At 57.5% G+C, this 19,710-nt stretch carries 15 protein-coding genes; 7 read left to right on the top strand and 8 right to left on the bottom strand.

Annotated elements, in window-relative coordinates; genetic code table 11:
* Positions 1-27 precede the first annotated feature (27 nt).
* Genes glpE through UR504_RS17665 form a run of 3 tightly spaced genes read left to right on the top strand, consistent with a single transcriptional unit; the run spans position 28 to position 2,013 of the window.
* Entirely contained in the window at positions 28-360 is a 333-nt protein-coding gene (glpE, locus tag UR504_RS17675; protein ID WP_008503062.1) for a thiosulfate sulfurtransferase GlpE, read from the top strand.
* Positions 361-407: 47 nt separating this feature from the next.
* Positions 408-1,238, top strand: coding sequence for a rhomboid family intramembrane serine protease GlpG (gene glpG, locus UR504_RS17670; RefSeq protein WP_028015659.1), 831 nt, complete (start codon positions 408-410; stop codon positions 1,236-1,238).
* A 16-nt stretch (positions 1,239-1,254) separates the two neighbouring features.
* Positions 1,255-2,013 (top strand): DeoR/GlpR family transcriptional regulator, encoded by a 759-nt coding sequence (locus UR504_RS17665; protein WP_008503060.1) that lies wholly within the window; start codon positions 1,255-1,257, stop codon positions 2,011-2,013.
* A gap of 61 nt (positions 2,014-2,074) precedes the next feature.
* Here UR504_RS17665 and malT read toward each other — a convergent pair whose 3' ends face one another.
* The gene (malT, locus tag UR504_RS17660) at positions 2,075-4,780 is read right to left on the bottom strand and encodes an HTH-type transcriptional regulator MalT (protein ID WP_008503059.1); all 2,706 of its coding nucleotides are present in this window, start codon (positions 4,778-4,780) and stop codon (positions 2,075-2,077) included.
* A gap of 585 nt (positions 4,781-5,365) precedes the next feature.
* Here malT and malP point away from each other — a divergent pair.
* Both malP and malQ read left to right on the top strand, forming a co-directional pair.
* Complete coding sequence (gene malP / locus UR504_RS17655) at positions 5,366-7,759, top strand: maltodextrin phosphorylase (RefSeq protein ID WP_302237695.1); 2,394 nt, start codon at positions 5,366-5,368, stop codon at positions 7,757-7,759.
* A 9-nt stretch (positions 7,760-7,768) separates the two neighbouring features.
* Positions 7,769-9,847, top strand: a complete 2,079-nt coding sequence (gene malQ / locus UR504_RS17650) for a 4-alpha-glucanotransferase (RefSeq protein WP_115876846.1) — start codon at positions 7,769-7,771, stop codon at positions 9,845-9,847.
* An 87-nt stretch (positions 9,848-9,934) separates the two neighbouring features.
* Here malQ and gntT read toward each other — a convergent pair whose 3' ends face one another.
* The 3 genes from gntT to gntX all read right to left on the bottom strand — a co-directional run bounded on the left by gntT (position 9,935) and on the right by gntX (position 12,954).
* Positions 9,935-11,251 (bottom strand): gluconate transporter, encoded by a 1,317-nt coding sequence (gene gntT, locus UR504_RS17645; protein WP_024907902.1) that lies wholly within the window; start codon positions 11,249-11,251, stop codon positions 9,935-9,937.
* A 382-nt stretch (positions 11,252-11,633) separates the two neighbouring features.
* Complete coding sequence (gene nfuA / locus UR504_RS17640) at positions 11,634-12,209, bottom strand: Fe-S biogenesis protein NfuA (protein ID WP_008503055.1); 576 nt, start codon at positions 12,207-12,209, stop codon at positions 11,634-11,636.
* A gap of 61 nt (positions 12,210-12,270) precedes the next feature.
* On the bottom strand, positions 12,271-12,954 hold the full coding sequence (gene gntX / locus UR504_RS17635) for a DNA utilization protein GntX (protein ID WP_127732505.1): 684 nt from the start codon (positions 12,952-12,954) through the stop codon (positions 12,271-12,273).
* A 36-nt stretch (positions 12,955-12,990) separates the two neighbouring features.
* On the opposite strand from gntX, the gene bioH reads away from it, so the two are divergent.
* Both bioH and UR504_RS17625 read left to right on the top strand, forming a co-directional pair.
* On the top strand, positions 12,991-13,764 hold the full coding sequence (gene bioH / locus UR504_RS17630) for a pimeloyl-ACP methyl ester esterase BioH (RefSeq protein ID WP_274241123.1): 774 nt from the start codon (positions 12,991-12,993) through the stop codon (positions 13,762-13,764).
* Positions 13,765-13,875: 111 nt separating this feature from the next.
* The gene (locus UR504_RS17625) at positions 13,876-14,145 is read left to right on the top strand and encodes a YdgH/BhsA/McbA-like domain containing protein (RefSeq protein WP_048976276.1); all 270 of its coding nucleotides are present in this window, start codon (positions 13,876-13,878) and stop codon (positions 14,143-14,145) included.
* 33 nt (positions 14,146-14,178) lie between these two features.
* Here the strand turns inward: UR504_RS17625 and feoC are convergent, their stop codons facing one another.
* The 4 genes from feoC to UR504_RS17605 form a co-directional block, all read right to left on the bottom strand.
* Positions 14,179-14,415 carry a [Fe-S]-dependent transcriptional repressor FeoC gene (gene feoC, locus UR504_RS17620; protein WP_048976275.1) on the bottom strand — a complete coding sequence of 79 codons (237 nt, stop codon included), beginning with the start codon at positions 14,413-14,415 and terminating at the stop codon, positions 14,179-14,181.
* A 10-nt stretch (positions 14,416-14,425) separates the two neighbouring features.
* A complete protein-coding gene (gene feoB, locus UR504_RS17615) occupies positions 14,426-16,744 on the bottom strand; it encodes a Fe(2+) transporter permease subunit FeoB (RefSeq protein WP_302237707.1) in 2,319 nt (772 codons plus the stop codon).
* A gap of 30 nt (positions 16,745-16,774) precedes the next feature.
* On the bottom strand, positions 16,775-17,002 hold the full coding sequence (gene feoA / locus UR504_RS17610) for a ferrous iron transporter A (protein ID WP_008503050.1): 228 nt from the start codon (positions 17,000-17,002) through the stop codon (positions 16,775-16,777).
* 318 nt (positions 17,003-17,320) lie between these two features.
* On the bottom strand, positions 17,321-19,651 hold the full coding sequence (locus tag UR504_RS17605) for a Tex family protein (RefSeq protein ID WP_302237710.1): 2,331 nt from the start codon (positions 19,649-19,651) through the stop codon (positions 17,321-17,323).
* Positions 19,652-19,710: the final 59 nt, after the last annotated feature.

Here is a 19,710-nt window from a genome sequence, read left to right as displayed (position 1 = left end):
GTCGTTGACCACTGTAAAGAGAACACCATGGATCAGTTTGAATGTATTAACGTAGAAGAAGCCCACCAGAAGATGCACCAGGGAAAAGCAGTGCTGGTGGACATCCGCGATCCGCAGAGTTTTGCGATGGGCCATACGCCGGGCGCGTTCCATCTCACCAACGACACGCTGGGCGCGTTTATGCGCGATAACGACTTCGACACGCCGGTGATGGTCATGTGCTACCACGGCAACAGCAGCAAAGGCGCGGCGCAGTATCTGCTTCAGCAGGGTTACGACGCGGTTTACAGCGTCGACGGCGGTTTTGATGCCTGGCATCGTCATTTCCCGGCGGAAGTGGAATACGCTTTTGAGCGCTGATCCCGCTATACTGTCCCCTTTTGTGTGGAAATAAGCGACCGCTGCCCATGTTGATGATCACCTCTTTTACTAACCCGCGCGTCGCCCAGGCGTTTGTCGACTATATGGCGACGCAGGGTGTTATTCTGACTATTCAACAACATACGCAGACCGACGTCTGGCTGGCCGATGAAAGCCAGGCCGGACGGGTAAACGAGGAGCTGGCGCGTTTTCTTGAGAACCCTGGCGACCCGCGCTATCTGGCGGCCAGCTGGCAGTCCGGCCAGACCGGCAGCGGATTGCACTACAGCCGCTTTCCTTTCCTCGCCACCATTCGTGAGCGCGCGGGCCCGTTTACGCTGCTGCTGATGGCGGCCTGCATCATCGTCTTCATTATCATGAACGTGGTCGGCGACCAGAGCGTAATGATTGCCCTGGCGTGGCCCTATGACCCGTCTCTTGAGTTTGACGTCTGGCGCTACTTTAGCCACGCGCTGATGCATTTCTCGGTGATGCATATCCTCTTTAACCTGCTCTGGTGGTGGTATCTCGGCGGTGCCGTTGAAAAGCGTCTGGGCAGCGGCAAGCTGATCGTTATCACTATTATCAGCGCCCTGTTAAGCGGCTACGTGCAGCACAAGTTCAGCGGGCCGTGGTTCGGTGGGCTGTCGGGTGTCGTATATGCCCTGATGGGCTACGTCTGGCTTCGCGGGGAGCGCGATCCGGAAAGCGGCATCTATCTGCAACGCGGATTAATAACCTTTGCGTTAATATGGCTAATTGCCGGGTGGTTTGATCTGTTTGGTATGTCTATCGCCAACGGAGCGCACGTCGCCGGGCTGGCCGTGGGGCTGGCGATGGCCTTTGCCGACACGCTCCATGCGCGAAAACGAACATAATTCTCAGGGATAATTGATGAAACAAACACAACGTCATGACGCCATTATCGAACTGGTAAAAAAACAGGGATACGTCAGCACCGAAGAGCTGGTGGAGCAGTTTGCCGTCAGCCCACAAACCATCCGTCGTGACCTGAACGACCTGGCCGATCAGAACCGCATCCTTCGCCACCACGGCGGCGCGGCGCTGCCGTCCAGCTCGGTCAACACCTCCTGGCATGACCGTAAAGCCACGCAGACGGCAGAGAAAGAGCGCATCGCCCGCAAGGTCGCCAGCCAGATCCCGAACGGCGCGACGCTGTTTATTGATATCGGCACCACGCCGGAAGCGGTCGCCCATGCGCTGCTGGATCACGAGAACCTGCGCGTGGTCACCAACAACCTGAACGTGGCCAATACCCTGATGCAGAAAGACGACTTCCGCATCATCCTCGCGGGCGGCGAGCTGCGCAGCCGCGACGGCGGGATTATCGGCGAAGCGACCCTCGACTTTATCTCGCAGTTCCGCCTCGACTTCGGCATTCTGGGGATCAGCGGTATCGACAGCGACGGCTCGCTGCTGGAGTTTGATTACCACGAGGTGCGCACCAAGCGCGCGATTATTGAAAATTCACGCCACGTGATGCTGGTGGTGGATCATTCCAAGTTTGGCCGTAACGCGATGGTGAACATGGGCAGCATCAGCATGGTGGATGCGGTCTATACCGACGTGATGCCGCCGGCGGGCGTGATGCAGGTAATTAAAGATAATAATTTGCAGTTAGAGTTGTGTTGAAAAGCCGTGCGCCCTCTCCCTGTGGGTGAGGGCCGGGGTGAGGGCATCAGGCCGCACAAACCTAAACGCCGTATCCCATCATCTTCAACAGCTGCTGCGCATGCTGCACCGCATCCTGACGATGCGCCACGCCCAGCTTCTGATACAGATTGCGGATATGCGTTTTGATGGTGGTCGCCGCCACCGCAAGCTCACCGGCAATCTGCTCGTTACTGTAGCCTGAATAGATCAGCCCCAGAACCTGCCATTCGCGCTGGGTGAGCGGGCTGGTGCGGATAAGTTCCGGCACTTCCGGGTGGTTCAGCAGACGTTCAACAAAGTTCTCATCGAAATGCGCGAACTTGTGCCGATGATGCTGGTTAATCTCGCGCAGAATGCGCTGGGCGCGATGCTGATCCAGTTCCGGCAGCGTGTTGAGCTGAATCAGCTGGCGCAACTGCTGCGCCATCACTTCCCCTTCAATTACAAAGTGGCTGATAAACCCGGTGCGGTTTGCCAGCTGCAGCGCCTCCAGCAGCACGCGCTGGGCATCGTTTTTACGACCCGCCTGCCAGTAGAGCTGGTTTTGCAGCAGCAGGTTGCGGTTTAGGTCGCTCATCAGGCGCAGGCTGCGCGCGTTCTCGTTCAGCTCCTCCAGCACAATCTCAGCGGGCTCTAATTCACCGAGCAGGATCTGCGCGCGGGCAATGTTGCGCCACTGGCTCTGCAGGAAGTGGTTGTTGGCAAATTCCGGTTTTGGCGTCTGGCGCAGCCAGTTGGCGGCGGATTTTTTATCGCCGGTCATCTGCCAGTAAATCACCCGGACCTTGTCGGCGTTTGACACCCAGTCGCTATGATACTGGCCGTTGCCGAGCAGGTTTTCCAGGCGGTTAAGATGGTTGCGGGCGTTGTCGAGATCGCCGCGCGCCAGCGAGCACTGCACCAGCAGCGCCAGGCACTGCAGCTGCTGCTGAGGCTGGAAGCTGGAAAGAACATCCACACCCTGACGGGCGCAGCTTTCCGCTTCATCCAGACGCGACCATGCCCACAGCAGCTGGGCGCGAATACGCAACAGGAACTCGTGCATCGGCAGCTGTTCCAGATGCTGTTCACGAATCAGCTGGAACGCTTTTTCCTGGTTTTCCCAGGCAGCCTGCAGGAACCCCTGCGCGAATAAAATCTCGCTCTGTTGGATCAGGCTCCACAGCGCGTAATGCCAGACATCATGACGACGCGCCATCTGTTCGGTTTGCTGCATCAGTGAAAGCGAACGCGTGAGGTCGCCTTTGCAGTGCAGCACTTCGCCGTGCACGGAGGTCGCCACGATGCGGCTGTAGAAGTTGGCCAGCGGCAGTTCATCCAGCGCGACCATCGCCAGCCGTTCAGCTTCGTCCGGGTCGCCATCGTTAATCGCCACCTGAGCGCGCAGCGCGTTGAACTCGCCGTGCAGGGTGGTATCCATTTCGCTTTCCATCTCCTGCTCGGCGCGCGCCAGCAGGGTGTTCACTTCGCTGTAGCGATGCTGGCTCTGCATCAGCCAGGCCTGCAGCAGCACCAGACGCGGATTCTCAAGCAGGCTTTCCCACGGCAGGGCTTTGAGGGATTCTTCCAGCAGCGTCAGCTCGCTGTGGTTAAACAGGCCCCACGCATGATTGAGGAGAATATCGCGCAGCATGCTGGCATCACCGGCGGCCAGCGCGTGGTGGATGGCTTCGCTCGGGAAGCCTTGCGCCATCCAGCTTTCGGCAGCGGCGCGGTGGATCTCCGGCAGTTCAACCGCCAGCTCCCACTGACAGCGCTGGCGCAGGAAGCTGCCGAACAGCGGATGATAGCTAAACCACTCCCCCGGATCGTCCATGCGCGTCAGGAAAAGGCCTTGACGTTCAATCTCTTCGAGCTGCAGCTGGCCGTTTTCACAGCCCGTCACCCGCACGATGAGCGCATCGTTCATGGAGCGCAGCAGAGAGCTTTTCAGCAGGAAATTACGCGTTGAGGGATCGACGCTGTCCAGCACCTCATCCACGAGATAGTCAGAAAGGTGGCTGGCGTTGATGCCCGCCAGGCGCCGCGCAGACTGATGTGCCGGACTGTTATTTTGCCGGGCTGAGAGGGCAATCAGCTGCAGCGCCGTTGCCCAGCCGGCAACGTCATCACACAGGCGGCTGCTTTCGGCGGCCTCAATCGGTGAGTTCAGGCGGCAGTCAAAGAACTGTTTCGCTTCCTGGTGGGTAAAGGCCAGCTGCTGGCTGCCCACTTCCAGGAGCTGATCGCGCACGCGCAGGTTGGCAATACCCAGCTGCGGCAGGTTGCGTGACAGCACGACTAAGGTCAGGTTTTCCGGCTGATGGCGCAGGAAGAAACGCATCGATTCATGAATTACCGGGTTAGTGATGAGATGGTAATCATCAATCACCACGTAAAGCGGGCGATGCCATTCGGCCAGTTCGATAAACAGCTGAGAGAAAAGGGAGGACAGGCTTGCGTACTGGCGCTTTTGCACCATCACCTCACTGGCGACGCAGTGTCCATGGGTTGCTTGCTGTATGGCGGCAATCAGATAGCTGGCAAAACGCTCCTGCTGGTTATCGCCCTCGTCGAGAGAGTACCAGCCAAGATCGCTTTTACCCGCGGCCCATTGCGAAATGAGCGTTGTTTTTCCATAACCTGCAGGGCTCGTAACCAGCGCCAGTCGGAAATTATGCGCGCCGGAAAGTTTAGCCAACAGACGCTCGCGGACCACTGTATGGTCAAGGCGAACCGGGCGACTTAATTTAGACGGAATCAACATAGGTTTCACTTCACTGTGGGGAACGAGAGATTTTATTTTTTTTGCGCTTCGTAATTAATGGATATAAGGTCGGCCAATAAGTTAACTATTGCAAGTTATGTCTGGATTTGGTGGCTGTGAATTTGCACTCTGTCACAAAACATTCAGGCAGAGGAGGGAACTTTCTGAAAAGGTCTTTGATGCCCCGTCAATGCTGGCTTGTATGGCTGTGCTGCGGCTGCGCTGAAACTGGTTTCAGAAAGGGATAGTGACGTCGAATTTAATATACTTCTGGTAAAGTTAAGGGAGATTAATAATCTCCTTAGCGATTTCCCGATTGCCGAAATATTATTCTACGTAAGTAATTATTTCGGCGGGGTTTAATTTCACCCGAAACCGCATTTCATTTCTTTGACATTCTCCTCGGTTACTTTTTTATCTTCCGGGCACACTCGAACTATGCTCTGAGAGTGGCCTCGATCACACTTTTATGCTCATCCCCGCTACTCCTCCCTGTCTAATCCCCCACAGGAGGAGGAAGAGGGGAAATGAGCCAGGCACACTAGCGCCAACTTGTGTTTTCTTTCTAAAGGATGCCGATCCCCTATGTCACAGCCTACCTTCAACAAAGCTCAATTCCAGGCTGCCCTGACGCGTCAGTGGCAGCGTTTTGGCCTTCATGCTGCAAACGAAATGACGCCTCACCAGTGGTGGCAGGCAGTGAGCGGTGCGCTCGCAGAGCAGCTGGATGCTCAACCCCTGGCAAACCCGGTAAAAGGCCAGCGCCATGTAAACTACATTTCAATGGAATTCCTGATTGGCCGTCTGACGGGCAACAACCTGTTGAACCTCGGCTGGTATCAGGAGGTCGGTGACGTTCTTAAAGAACACGACATTAACCTGACCGACCTGCTGGAAGAAGAGATTGACCCGGCGCTGGGCAACGGCGGCCTGGGACGCCTGGCGGCCTGCTTCCTGGACTCCATGGCGACCGTCGGCCAGTCGGCGATTGGCTATGGTCTGAACTATCAGTACGGCCTGTTCCGTCAGTCGTTTGCCGACGGGCATCAGATGGAAGCGCCGGACGACTGGCATCGCAATACCTATCCGTGGTTCCGCCACAACGCGCAGCTGGACGTACAGGTTGGCATTGGCGGGAAAGTGACAAAGCAGGGTCTCTGGGAACCGGCGTTCACCATCACCGGCGAAGCCTGGGATCTGCCGGTGCTTGGCTATCGTAACGGCGTGGCGCAGCCGCTGCGTCTGTGGCAGGCGAAGCACGCCCACCCGTTTAACCTGACAAAATTCAACGACGGCGATTTCCTGCGGGCCGAGCAGCAGGGCATCGACGCCGAGAAGCTGACCAAAGTCCTCTATCCGAACGACAACCACCTGGCCGGTAAAAAGCTTCGCCTGATGCAGCAGTACTTCCAGTGCGCCTGCTCCGTGGCGGACATTCTGCGTCGCCATCACCTGGCGGGCCGCAAGCTGGCGCAGCTGCCGGACTTTGAAGTGATTCAGCTCAACGACACGCACCCGACCATTGCCATCCCGGAGCTGCTGCGCGTGCTGATCGACGAGCACCAGCTGAGCTGGGATGACGCCTGGGCCATCACCAGCCGTACCTTTGCCTACACCAACCACACCCTGATGCCAGAAGCGCTTGAGTGCTGGGATGAGAAGCTAGTGAAAACGCTGCTGCCGCGCCACATGCAGATCATCAACAAAATTAACGACCAGTTTAAAAAGCTCGTGGATAAAACCTGGCCGGGCAACAAGGCGGTCTGGGCGAAGCTGGCGGTGGTTCACGATAAGCAGGTGCGCATGGCGAATATGTGCGTGGTCAGCGGCTTTGCGGTGAATGGCGTGGCGGCGCTGCACTCGGATCTGGTGGTCAAAGATCTCTTCCCGGAATACCACCAGCTGTGGCCAACCAAATTCCACAACGTGACCAACGGCATCACGCCGCGTCGCTGGATCAAGCAGTGCAACCCGCTGCTGGCCGGCCTGCTGGATAAGACCCTGAAGAAAGAGTGGGCCAACGATCTGGACCAGCTCATCAACCTGGAAAAATACGCTGACGACGCGAAATTCCGCGAGCAGTACCGGGCGATCAAGCTTGAGAACAAGGTTCGCCTGGCGGAGTTTGTGAAAGTGCGTACCGGGATTGAGATCAACCCGAACGCCATATTCGATATCCAGATCAAACGTCTGCACGAGTACAAACGCCAGCATCTGAACCTGCTGCACATTCTGGCGCTGTACAAAGAGATCCGCGAGAACCCGCAGGCCGACCGCGTGCCGCGCGTGTTCCTGTTCGGTGCGAAAGCGGCGCCGGGCTACTACCTGGCGAAAAACATTATCCTCGCCATCAATAAAGTGGCGGCGGCGATCAACAGCGATCCGAAAGTGGGCGACAAGCTGAAGGTAGTGTTCCTGCCGGACTACTGCGTCTCGGCGGCGGAAATGCTGATCCCGGCGGCGGATATCTCCGAGCAGATCTCAACCGCAGGAAAAGAAGCCTCCGGTACCGGCAACATGAAGCTGGCGCTGAACGGCGCGCTGACCGTCGGCACGCTCGACGGGGCGAACGTCGAAATCGCCGAGAAGGTGGGCGAAGATAACATCTTTATCTTCGGCCATACCGTGGAAGAGGTGAAAGCCATCAAGGCCAAAGGCTATGACCCGGTGAAATGGCGTAAGAAAGACAAAGTCCTCGATGCGGTGCTGAAGGAGCTGGAGAGCGGTAAATACAGCGACGGCGATAAGCACGCGTTTGACCAGATGCTGCACAGCATGGACAAACACGGCGGTGACCCGTATCTGGTAATGGCGGACTTCACGGCCTACGTTGAAGCGCAAAGGCAGGTCGACGTGCTGTATCGCGACCAGGAAGCGTGGACCCGCGCGTGCATCCTGAATACCGCCCGCTGCGGTATGTTCAGCTCTGACCGCTCAATCCGTGATTATCAGGCCCGTATCTGGCAGGCAAAACGCTAAGGAAGCGCGATGGAGAGTAAACGTCTGGACAGTGCCGCGCAGGCGGCGGGAATTAGCCTCAGTTACATTAATGCTCACGGCAAACCGCAGTCTATTGGTGCGGACACCAAAAGACGTTTGCTGGATGCCATGCACAAAACCGACGCGAAAGCGTCGGCTGCGCCGGTGCCGAACGTGAAGGTATTCACCGCAGGCAAAAAGATGCCGCTGGCGGTCGAGGGGCGCGGCGAGTTTAGCTGGCTTCTTACCACCGAAGAGGGGCATCAGCATAAAGGTCACGCCACCGGCGGCAAAACGTTAAACCTTCCGGCAAAGCTGCCGGAGGGGTATCACACCTTAACGCTCACCCAGGACGATCTGCGTTTCCACTGCCGGGTGATCGTCGCGCCAAAACGCTGCTACGAGCCGCAGGCGCTGCTTGAAGGCAAAAAGCTGTGGGGCGCCTGCGTGCAGCTCTACACTCTGCGTTCCGACAGCAACTGGGGCATCGGTGATTTTGGCGATCTGAAAAAGATGCTGGCATCCGTGGGCGAGCGCGGCGGCGCGTTTATCGGTCTCAACCCGATCCACGCGCTCTATCCGGCCAACCCGGAGAGCGCCAGCCCGTATAGTCCGTCGTCCCGTCGCTGGCTGAACGTTATTTATATCGACGTTAACGCCTTAGATGATTTCAAAAACAGCCAGGAGGCGCAGGCGTGGTGGAAACTCAGCACCACACAGCAGGCGCTGAAGCAGGCGCGCGAAGCTGACTGGGTGGACTATTCCACCGTCACGGCGCTGAAAATGGCCGCGCTGCGCCTGGCGTGGAAAGGCTTTTCGCAGCGCGATGACGAGCAGATGGCCGCGTTCCGCCAGTTTGTGACGCAGGAGGGCGAGAGCCTGTACTGGCAGGCGGCGTTCGATGCGCTGCACGCATATCAGGTAAAAGAGGACGAAATGCGCTGGGGCTGGCCGGTCTGGCCCGAAGCGTATCAGAGCGTCGACACGCCTGAAGTGAAAGCGTTCTGTAAAAAAAATGCCGATGAAGTGGACTTCTACCTGTGGCTGCAGTGGCTGGCTTATAGCCAGTTTGCCGCCTGCTGGCAGGTGAGCCAGGGCTATAAAATGCCGATTGGCCTGTACCGCGATCTGGCCGTGGGCGTGGCGGAAGGCGGCGCGGAAACCTGGTGTGACCGTGAGCTTTACTGTCTGAAAGCCTCCGTCGGCGCGCCGCCGGATATCCTTGGTCCGCTGGGCCAGAACTGGGGATTGCCGCCGATGGATCCGCACGTCATGGCGGAGCGCGCTTACGAGCCGTTTATCGACCTGCTGCGCGCTAACATGCAGAACTGCGGAGCGCTGCGTATTGACCACGTAATGTCCGTGCTGCGTCTGTGGTGGATCCCGTACGGTGAAACAGCCGATCACGGGGCGTATGTGCAGTATCCGGTTGACGATCTGCTGTCGATCCTGGCCCTGGAAAGCAAGCGCCATCAGTGCATGGTGATCGGTGAAGATCTCGGTACCGTGCCGGTGGAAATTGTCAGCAAGCTCCGCGACAGCGGCGTCTATTCCTATAAAGTGCTCTATTTTGAAAACGACCATGAGAAAACCTTCCGCGCGCCGCAAGCGTACCCTGAACAGTCAATGGCAGTCGCGACGACGCATGACCTTCCTACGCTTCGTGGCTATTGGGAAAGCGGCGATCTGACGCTCGGCAAAACGCTGGGCCTGTATCCTGATGAGGAGGTGTTACGCGGCCTGTATCAGGATCGCGAGCTTTCCAAACAGGGGCTACTGGATGCTCTGCACAAGCAGGGCTGTCTGCCGAAACGTGCGGGACATAAAGCGTCATTGATGTCGATGACCGCGACCCTCAATCGCGGTTTGCAGCGCTATATTGCCGACAGCAACAGCGCGCTGCTGGGGCTGCAGCCGGAAGACTGGATTGATATGGCTGAGCCGGTGAACATCCCGGGCACCAGCTATCAGTACAAGAACTGGCGTCGCAAGCTGTCCACCACGCTTGAGGCGATGTTTGCCGATGATGGGGTGAACAGGCTGATCAAGGATTTGGATAAGCGGCGAAAAGCTGCTGGTAAGAAGTAATAAAAAACCCGCCAGTGGCGGGTTTTTTATTATCAGGCAGTGCTCATGCAGGTCGGGTAAGGCGTAGCCGCCACCCGACTTAGGGCATCAGACCACCATGTTGAGCAGCAGCACCCCGACCAGACCACACACCGAAATAATGGTTTCCAGCGCGGACCAGGACTTGATGGTTTCACCGATCGTCAGGTTGAAGTACTCCTTGAACAGCCAGAAGCCAGGGTCGTTAACGTGAGAGAAAATCACGCTACCGGAACCGACGGCGATAACCATCAGCTCAGGGCTTACGCCCGTGGTCGCAATCAGCGGGGCAACGATACCGCCTGCGGTGATCGCCGCAACGGTCGCTGAACCCAGCGCAATACGCAGAACCGCGGCAATAGACCAGGCCATCAGGAGCGGCGATACGTTGGTTTCATGCATCATGGCGGCGATGTATTTGTCCACGCCGCTGTCGACCAGAACCTGCTTGAATGCACCGCCACCGCCGATGATCAGGAGCATCATGGCGATGATTTTGATTGAAGAGGTCAGCGTGTCGTTGATCTGATCCATGGAGCGGCCACGGTTCAAACCGAAGGTGAACATCGCGATCAGCACGGCAATCAGCGTTGCCATCACCGGGTCACCCAGGAATTCCGCCACGGACAGGAACGCATGACCTTTAGGCAGGATCATCTCCGCCACGGCGCGCATCGCCATCAGGATCACCGGTACCAGGGAGGTCCAGACGCTGACGCCAAAGCCCGGCATCTCTTCTTCGGTGAAGGTTTTGGCGCTGTACAGACCTTCCGGAATCGGCTTATCAATGCCTTTCAGGAAGCGGGCATAAACCGGGCCGGCCAGAATCACCGTCGGGATCGCCAGAATCGTACCGAACAGCAGAGTTTTACCCATATCCGCGTGGAAGATGGTCGCGATAGCGGTTGGACCCGGGTGCGGCGGCAGGAAGCCGTGGGTCACGGACAGCGCCGCAGCCATTGGCACGCCGACATAGAGCAGCGGGATGCTCGCGGCAGCCGCAATGGTGAACACCAGCGGCAGCATCAATACGAAGCCCACTTCATAGAACAGCGCGAAACCAACGGTAAAGCCGGTTAACACCACTGCCCACTGAATGTTCTTCTTACCGAATTTGTCGATAAGCGTGGTGGCAATACGCTGCGCGCCCCCGCAGTCCGCCAGCATTTTACCGAGCATGGCGCCGAAGCCCATGATCAATGCCAGGCTGCCGAGCGTGCCGCCGACACCGGCTTTAATCGAGCTGATAACTTTCACCAGCGGCATCCCCTGCATCAGACCGACTGCAAGTGCCACCAGAACCAGAGCGATAAATCCGTTCATTTTGAAACGGATCATCAAGAGCAGTAATAACACAACACCGATAGCAACGATGACTAATGGCATGATTTACCTGGCCTTTGAATTGTTATGGGTAACGTCATTGTTTCAACGACAAATTCCGATTGTCCCAACTGGGAACAGAGAAGTAACGGCACTAATACTGATGCCTTTTAAACGATTAAGTTTAGTCGGCTGTTATGGGTGTGCTTAGTGCCCATGAGAATGATACGGGTAACATGACGTGATTGAGAATCACCCTGGCAGGCAAAATGTGAATTATGAGACGCAGGTCAACATATAGAGGGAGAGGTAAACGCAAAACGGTAACCACGAGGTTACCGTTTTTGATGTTTTCACCCTCGCACGAGGGAGAGGGCATCAGACCGCACTGTTTCTGTAGGCCCGGTAAGCGCAGCGCCACCGGGCAATACAGACGGGCGCTGAATTAGTAGTAAGAGTGCTCGCCGCGCTGGTGTTCGGTCAGGTCACGCACGCCTTTCAGTTCCGGGAACTCGTTCAGCAGCTGCTTCTCGATCCCTTCTTTCAGGGTGACATCGACCATTGAACAACCGTTACAACCGCCGCCAAACTGCAGGATGGCAAAACCTTCGTCGGTGATTTCCATCAGGGAAACACGGCCGCCGTGGCCCGCCAGCTGTGGGTTGATCTGGGATTGCAGCAGATACTCAACGCGCTCCATCAGAGGGGCATCGTCAGACACTTTACGCATTTTCGCGTTCGGCGCTTTCAGGGTCAGCTGAGAACCCAGCTGATCGGTGACGAAGTCGATCTCCGCATCTTCAAGATACGGTGCGCTCAGCTCATCAACATAGGCGGTGAGCTGTTCAAACTTAAGGGCAGTGTCAGTAGCTTCCACAGCGTCCGGAGGACAATAAGAAACACCACATTCTGCATTCGGCGTGCCTGGATTGATCACAAACACACGGATCTGCGTCCCTTCTTCCTGATTTGCCAGCAGTTTGGCAAAGTGCGCTTGTGCAGAATCGGAAATACGGATCATAGCTTTGGCCTAATAGTTGACTAAATTACCTGGGTATAATCATACGCCCATTGAAGAAGGGCTACAAGGTACGGCACAGACACCATACCTGAACCGACGCGGCGCCGCTTTGCAAAAGCAGTCGGGAAAGTTCAGCAACGGTACTGCCTGTGGTGACAACATCATCCACAATCGCGATATGGAGCCCGTCGACCGGCAATTCAAGGCGAAAGGCGTTTTTGAGGTTTCTTTTGCGAAGCCGGGCGCTGAGCTGATGCTGGATGGCGGTGGCATGAACACGTGTCAGCGCGCGGGCATCATACCGACAGCCGAGCCACCGTGCGAGGGGACGGCAGAGCAGGTCACTCTGGTTATAGCCGCGCCGCCAGTGACGACGCCGGTATAGGGGGACACTCACCACCATGTCGATTTTTGGCAGAGCCCGCTGACGTCGCGCCTGCAAAACCGCCAGCAACAGCAGGCGAGCAAGGGGCTGTGCCAGCGAGCTCTGCCCGGAAAACTTCAGCGCGTGGATCAGCCTGTTCAGCGGCGGAACATAATCATCCACCGCCACCATCGCGCTCCACGGCGGGGACTTTTTCAGGCAACGGCCACAGGGCAAAGCGGGATTCGTGGCCGGTAAACCACATTGTGGGCAGATCCCGATACGCCATTGCAGCGATCGCGTACAGACGGAGCAGATGCCCCACCCGCCTAGTGCCAGCGGCATTCGGCATAGCCAGCACAACCCAGGTACTGTTAGCATGTGCAACCTCCATGTGAAAAAAGAGAACAGTAACTGATGAAGACGCTGTGGTGGCAGACCGTCGGGACAGGAAATTGCCATCTTGTGCTGCTGCACGGATGGGGACTGAATGCTGAAGTATGGCGTTGCGTAAGCGAGGAACTCGCCTCGCATTTCACGCTGCATCTGGTGGATTTGCCAGGTTATGGCCGCAGCCGCGGTTTTGGGGCCATGTCGCTTGATGAGATGGCGGAGCAGGTTCTGAACGCTGCTCCGCAAAATGCCATCTGGCTGGGCTGGAGCCTGGGCGGGCTGGTGGCGAGCCAGATTGCGCTGTCGAGACCTGACCGCGTAAAAGCGCTGGTGACGGTGGCGTCGTCGCCCTGTTTTAGCGCGCAGGACGCGTGGCCAGGGATAAAACCCGAGGTACTGGCGGGCTTTCAGCAGCAGCTGTGCGAAGATTTCCAGCGGACCGTAGAGCGGTTCCTCGCGCTGCAGACGATGGGTACTGAAACCGCGCGTCAGGATGCCCGTACGCTGAAGCAGACCGTGCTGTCGCTGCCGATGCCGGAGGTTGAGGTTCTAAACGGCGGGCTGGAACTCCTGAAAACGGTTGATCTGCGCGAGCCGCTGGCCGCCCTGACGATGCCGCACCTGCGTATCTATGGCTACCTCGACGGAATTGTGCCGCGCAAAGTGGCTCCGCTGCTGGATTCGCTCTGGCCGGACAGCGAATCGCAGATCGTTGCCAAAGCTGCACATGCCCCGTTTATCTCTCATCCGACGGAATTTTGTTCAGCGCTGATTGCGTTAAGTCAACGTTTCGACTGATTATTTTCTATCCTGCCTGGAAAAAGTAACACACCGCAACCATACTCCAGATGTCGTTGCGGTTGTTCTGCCTACGATAATCAAAACAACAATCCTATGGAGAGTCAGGCTATGAAACTTGTTACAGGTATTGTCACTTCTCTGGTTATTGGGTCACTGTCATTTGGCGTCTTTGCGGCAAAAGAGCTGGAAAAAGATAAAGTTGCCAGCATGAATCTGACGAAAATTGGTGAGATTTCTACGTCTGACACCACCGCGCCGATGGATGCTCGCAGAGAGCTGTCGAAGAAAGCGGATGAGCTGGGCGGAACGTACTACGTCGTCACCAGTGCAGAAAAACAGACCAAAAACGTACGCGCAACGGCGGACGTCTACAAGTAATACGATAAAGCCGGGCAGCGATGCCCGGCTTTGTTAACGCAGCGTCCACCACTCCCTGAGGCAGGCCTTTCCTTCCGGACAGCTTTTACAACTGCCGGAGAGACAACCGTCCGCTTCTTCCTGAATTCGCACGGCTTTCCCCATGGCTTCCAGTCTTTCCAGCATGGCATCGATCATCGGCTGCGGCGTATGCAGGCTGAGGCTCAGCTGTTTCGCCTCCATTCGCCCCTGCAGTGCCAGCAGGTCACGAACCTGAATCAACGATGCCATGGTTTACTCCTTAGTGACAGTCGCCCGCCGGGCTGCTGCAGCAGGTCGCGGCGGTTTTACGGTTTGCCAGCAGGTCGATGTCGACGCGGCTGCGCGCACGCCGCAGCAAACCGAGCACTATCACGTTAAACAGCACAACCGCGAGAATGCAGACCAGGCTGTAGCGCGGATGCTGGCTGAAATTAACGGTTTGATAAAAGAGCGTCGAAAGCGAGTACGCAATGTTTAACCCCCACAGGATGGAGAAGCCCATCCAGCCGCGGCTGGACTCGCGGGCAATCGCCCCCATCACGGAGATGCACGGAATGTAGAGCAGGACAAAGATGAGGTAGCTGTAGGCCGCGGACGCGCTGCCAAATTTCTCGCCCATCACGCCCATGGCTCCCGTCGCCATTTCGCCGTCGCCTTTGCTGGCCTCAATAGGGTTCGCCAGCACGCTCAGGCTGAAGGTGTCTTTCAGGCTCTGCCAGGTCTCCTCTACGGCACCCAGCAGTTCATGACCGAGATGAAACTCTGCCGGATTAAATTCCTGTTCCTGAATGTTCTCTGCGGTGTAAAGCGTGTTCAGGGTGCCGACAACCACCTCTTTCGCCATCGCGCCGGTGAACAGCCCGACGGTTGCCTGCCAGTTATCCTCATGCACGCCAATCGGTTTAAAGACCGGCGTGATGACGCGGCTGACGGAGGCGAGGGCAGAGTCGTTAATGTTATCTGCCGCCTGTCCGCTGAGGGTGAAGCTGTTCAGCGCGCTCAGGAAAATGCTGACGATGACAATCACCTTACCGGCGCGCAGCACAAAGCCCTTCAGGCGCTGCCAGGTCTGGATCGCCAGGCTTTTCAGATGCGGCACGTGATACACCGGCAGCTCCATTACAAACGGTGACGCTTCACCGCGCATGATGGTGTGCTTCAGCATCAGACCGGTGAGGATCGCCATCACGATGCCCAGCACATACAGCGAGAAGACCGCCAGCGCGCCCTGCTGACCAAAGAAGGCTGCGGCAAAGACCGCGAAGATCGCCAGTCGGGCACCGCAGGACATAAACGGCGCCATCATAATGGTCATCAGACGCTCGCGCGGCGCATCCAGGGTGCGTGCGCCCATCACCGACGGCACGTTACAGCCGAAGCCGACAATCAGCGGGACGAAGGATTTACCCGGCAGACCCAGCGCCTGCATCAGACGATCCATCACGAACGCGGCGCGCGCCATGTAGCCGGAATCTTCCAGGAACGAGAGGAACAGATACATCATGCCGATCTGCGGCACCAGAGGCAGAACGGTGTTGATACCGCCGCCGATCCCCTGCGCGAGGAAGATGGTTAACCATTCCGGGAAGTGAAGGGTGTATCCCACCCACTGAATGCCGTGCACGAAGACCGCGACGGAACCGGCGTCGAAAATAGGCTGGAGTGCGCCGCCGATGTTAATGGCGAGCAGGAACATCACGTACATGACCAGCAGGAAGATGGGCAAACCGAGGAAGCGGTTAAGCACGACCTTATCCACCGCCGCCGTAAAGCGGCTGGGCTCTGCCGTCAGGGCGTTACTGACAACGTCGCAAATCGAGGCTATGGCCTGGTAACGCGCATCGGCGATATGCAGCGCCGGGTCGTCCAGCTCGTCGCTAAGACGGGCTACCGTCGCGTCCAGCTTATCGGCCGCATGCCCGGCGTAAGCGCGGCTGTAGATATCCCCTTCCAGCATCTGCAGGCCAAGCCACAGGCGCTGTTTTGCTGGCATACCGGTGTCCATCTCCTGCGCCAGCACGTTGGCTTCGCGCAGGAGAGGCTGGGCGTAATGCACCAGCTCAACGTCGCGATTTCCCGCGTGACGGTCAATGGCCAGCTTCAGCGCATCAATACCGCGAGCCCGCGTCGAAACCAGCGGAACGACCGGGCATCCCAGGCGCGCGGAGAGGGCATCGACGTCGATGCGCAGCTTATGTTTCTCTGCGATGTCGAGCATGTTGAGCGCCACGATGCAGGGGATACCCAGCTCCAGCAGCTGCAGCGTCAGATAGAGGTTACGCTCGAGGTTTGAGGCATCGACCACGTTGATCAGCAGATCCGCGTCGTCGCCAAGAATATAGTGACAGGCGATTTGCTCATCGAGCGAGGTTTGTGACGAAATGGTGGTTAAGGAGTAGGTGCCGGGAAGGTCAACCAGCGTCACCTGGTTGTCTGTCGTCGTGAACTGGCCCTCTTTACGCTCAACCGTCACGCCCGCCCAGTTGCCTACGCGCTGGCGTGCCCCGGTCAGCTGGTTAAAAAGCGTGGTCTTGCCGGAATTAGGATTGCCAATTAAGCCAATAGTTAACTTTTTCATTTTTTTAGACTCACTGAAACCGCTGGCTTGTTATCGGGATAAGGCTTCGACTTCTATTAATGCGAGGTCTTTCTTACGCAGGACCAGATTCACGCGGCGGGTTTCGATATGAACCGGGTCTCCCAGCGGCGCCACGCGCACGACCTGAAATGACGAGCCGGGTAGCATGCCCAGCGACAGCAGCTTTTGCCGATAGGCTGGGCTAATTTCGCGGGTAAAACCGGTAATCTTCCATGCACTGTCTGGAGTGAATTGCATAAGCCTGATTCCACGAAAGGTTAAATTATCTACTATGGGATGATAATGAGAATAGTTTTTATCAGCAATATTAAAACTGTGACGGAATGTTGTTTGCGGTATTAATTTACGGCCTGTTTGACCTTGCTCAATATTTGCTGAATTGCCTGGAAAACGAAAAGGGGAGTATTTGTTAACGGGGTGATAATTCGCGGTTTAAATATGGCTACACACTATTTATTTTAATTCCCTGCGGCCTGCTTGCCGGGCGGCACTGCGTTTGCCCGGCCTACAAAACCGTAGGCCCGGTAAGCGCAGCGCCACCGGGCATTTATGATCTTAGCGTTTTTTACCCATCGCAGCCGCCAGCGCATCCATCATCGCGCTGTTGCCTGCAGGCTGAGTATCACGTCCGCGCGGTTTTGCCGCTTTCGCGGCGGGACGCTGCTGTTCGCGGCCTCCGCCATGGCCGCCGCGGCGCGCGTTGGTGTCGCCCGGCTGCTCGTCCAGACGCATGGTCAGCGCGATACGCTTGCGCTGCAGATCCACTTCCAGCACTTTGACCTTCACGATGTCGCCCGCTTTGACCACGGTGTGCGGGTCTTCAACGAACTTGTCGGCAAGGGATGAGATATGCACCAGACCATCCTGATGCACGCCGATATCCACGAACGCGCCAAAGTTGGTGACGTTGGTCACCGCGCCTTCCAGCACCATGCCGGGCAGCAGGTCGTTCATGGTTTCCACGCCGTCGGCAAAGGTCGCCGTTTTGAACTCAGGACGCGGATCGCGGCCCGGCTTTTCCAGCTCTTTAATAATGTCGGTGACGGTTGGCACACCAAATTTGTCGTCGGTGAAATCAACGGCTTGCAGGTTGCGCAGGGCGCTGCTGTCACCCATGAGATCTTTCAGCGCCTGCTGGGTGGCGGCCAGGATGCGTTCCACCACAGGGTACGCCTCCGGGTGCACGGTGGAGGCATCCAGCGGGTTATCGCCGTGGTTGATGCGCAGGAAGCCCGCACACTGCTCAAAGGCTTTTGGCCCCAGACGGCTCACCTTCAGCAGCTGCTGACGGTTCTGGAACTGGCCGTTCTCATCACGCCAGGCGACGATGTTCTGCGCCATCATACGGGTTAAGCCCGCCACGCGGGTCAGCAGGGGAACGGAGGCGGTATTCAGGTCAACGCCAACGGCGTTTACGCAGTCTTCCACCACCGCATCCAGCTTGCGCGCCAGCTGAGTCTGGCTCACGTCATGCTGATACTGGCCCACGCCGATGGATTTCGGATCGATCTTCACCAGCTCCGCCAGCGGATCCTGCAGGCGGCGAGCGATAGAAACCGCCCCGCGGAGGGAAACGTCCAGGTCCGGGAATTCCTGGGCCGCCAGCTCGGACGCGGAATAGACGGACGCCCCGGCCTCGCTGACGATCACTTTCTGTGCCGTCACTTTCGGGAACTGCTTCTGCACGTCGAGGTAGAAACGCTCGGTTTCACGAGAGGCCGTACCGTTGCCGATGGCAACCAGCTCGACGTTGTATTTTTCGCACAGCGCCGCCACCACGACGGCCGCTTTCGCTGCCTGGCCGGTGTGCGGATAAATGGTATCGGTCGCCACCAGCTTGCCGGTGCCGTCAACCACAGCGACCTTCACGCCGGTACGCAGACCCGGGTCGAGACCCATGGTCGCGCGCAGGCCGGCAGGGGCAGCCATCAGCAGGTCGTGCAGGTTACGGGCGAAGACGTTAATCGCTTCATCTTCGGCGCGTTCGCGCACGGTGCCCATCAGCTCGGTTTCGAGGTGCATCAGCACCTTGATGCGCCAGGTCCAGCTTACTACGCCTTTACGCCAGCTGTCCGCCGGCGCGTTGTTCAGACGCAGGCCGAGATGGTCGATAATGATCTGCTCGCAGTGGCTCTCTTTCGGCGGCTCGTCAAACTGCGGGTCGGCGTTCAGGGAGAGCTGGAGCACACCTTCGTTGCGGCCGCGGAACATTGCCAGCGCGCGGTGGGAAGGGGTGGTGGAAATCGGTTCGTGGTGATCGAAATAGTCGCGGAATTTCGCGCCTTCTTCCTCTTTACCCGCGACGACGGTAGAGACGATGTGGGCATTCTTCCACAGGTAATCACGCACTTTAGCGAGCAGCGCGGCGTCTTCGGCGAAGCGCTCCATCAGAATGTAGCGTGCGCCGTCGAGGGCGGCCTTGGTGTCCGCCACGCCTTTGTCAGCGTCGATAAATTTCGCCGCTTCGGTTTCCGGATCGTGCGACGGCTCGTTCCACAGCAGGTCGGCCAGCGGCTCAAGGCCCGCTTCAATCGCAATCTGCCCGCGCGTGCGGCGCTTCGGTTTGTACGGCAGATAGAGATCTTCTAATTCGGTTTTGCTCAGGGTGCCGTTAATGGCGCTTTCCAGATCGCTGGTCAGTTTGCCCTGTTCGCCGATGGATTTGAGGATCGCCTGACGACGTTCTTCCAGTTCGCGCAGATAACCGAGACGGGTCTCCAGGTTACGCAGCTGCGTGTCATCCAGACCGCCGGTGACTTCCTTACGATAGCGTGCAATAAACGGCACGGTGTTCCCTTCATCAAGCAGGCGAACGGCAGCTTCTACCTGTTCGGCTCTGGCCTGAATATCACCCGCAATAATGCGGCAGAGCGAATCATTCATCATGGCTTTATCATCTGTTGAGTCGAAAAAATCAGGGGATAGTTATACGGGCTGACACGGCA

The sequence above is a fragment of the Enterobacter sp. 241F3 genome, assembly GCF_034106785.1.
In the GTDB taxonomy this organism is placed as follows: Bacteria; Pseudomonadota; Gammaproteobacteria; order Enterobacterales; family Enterobacteriaceae; genus Enterobacter; species Enterobacter vonholyi.
This window is presented reverse-complemented; position numbering and strand designations above follow the sequence as displayed.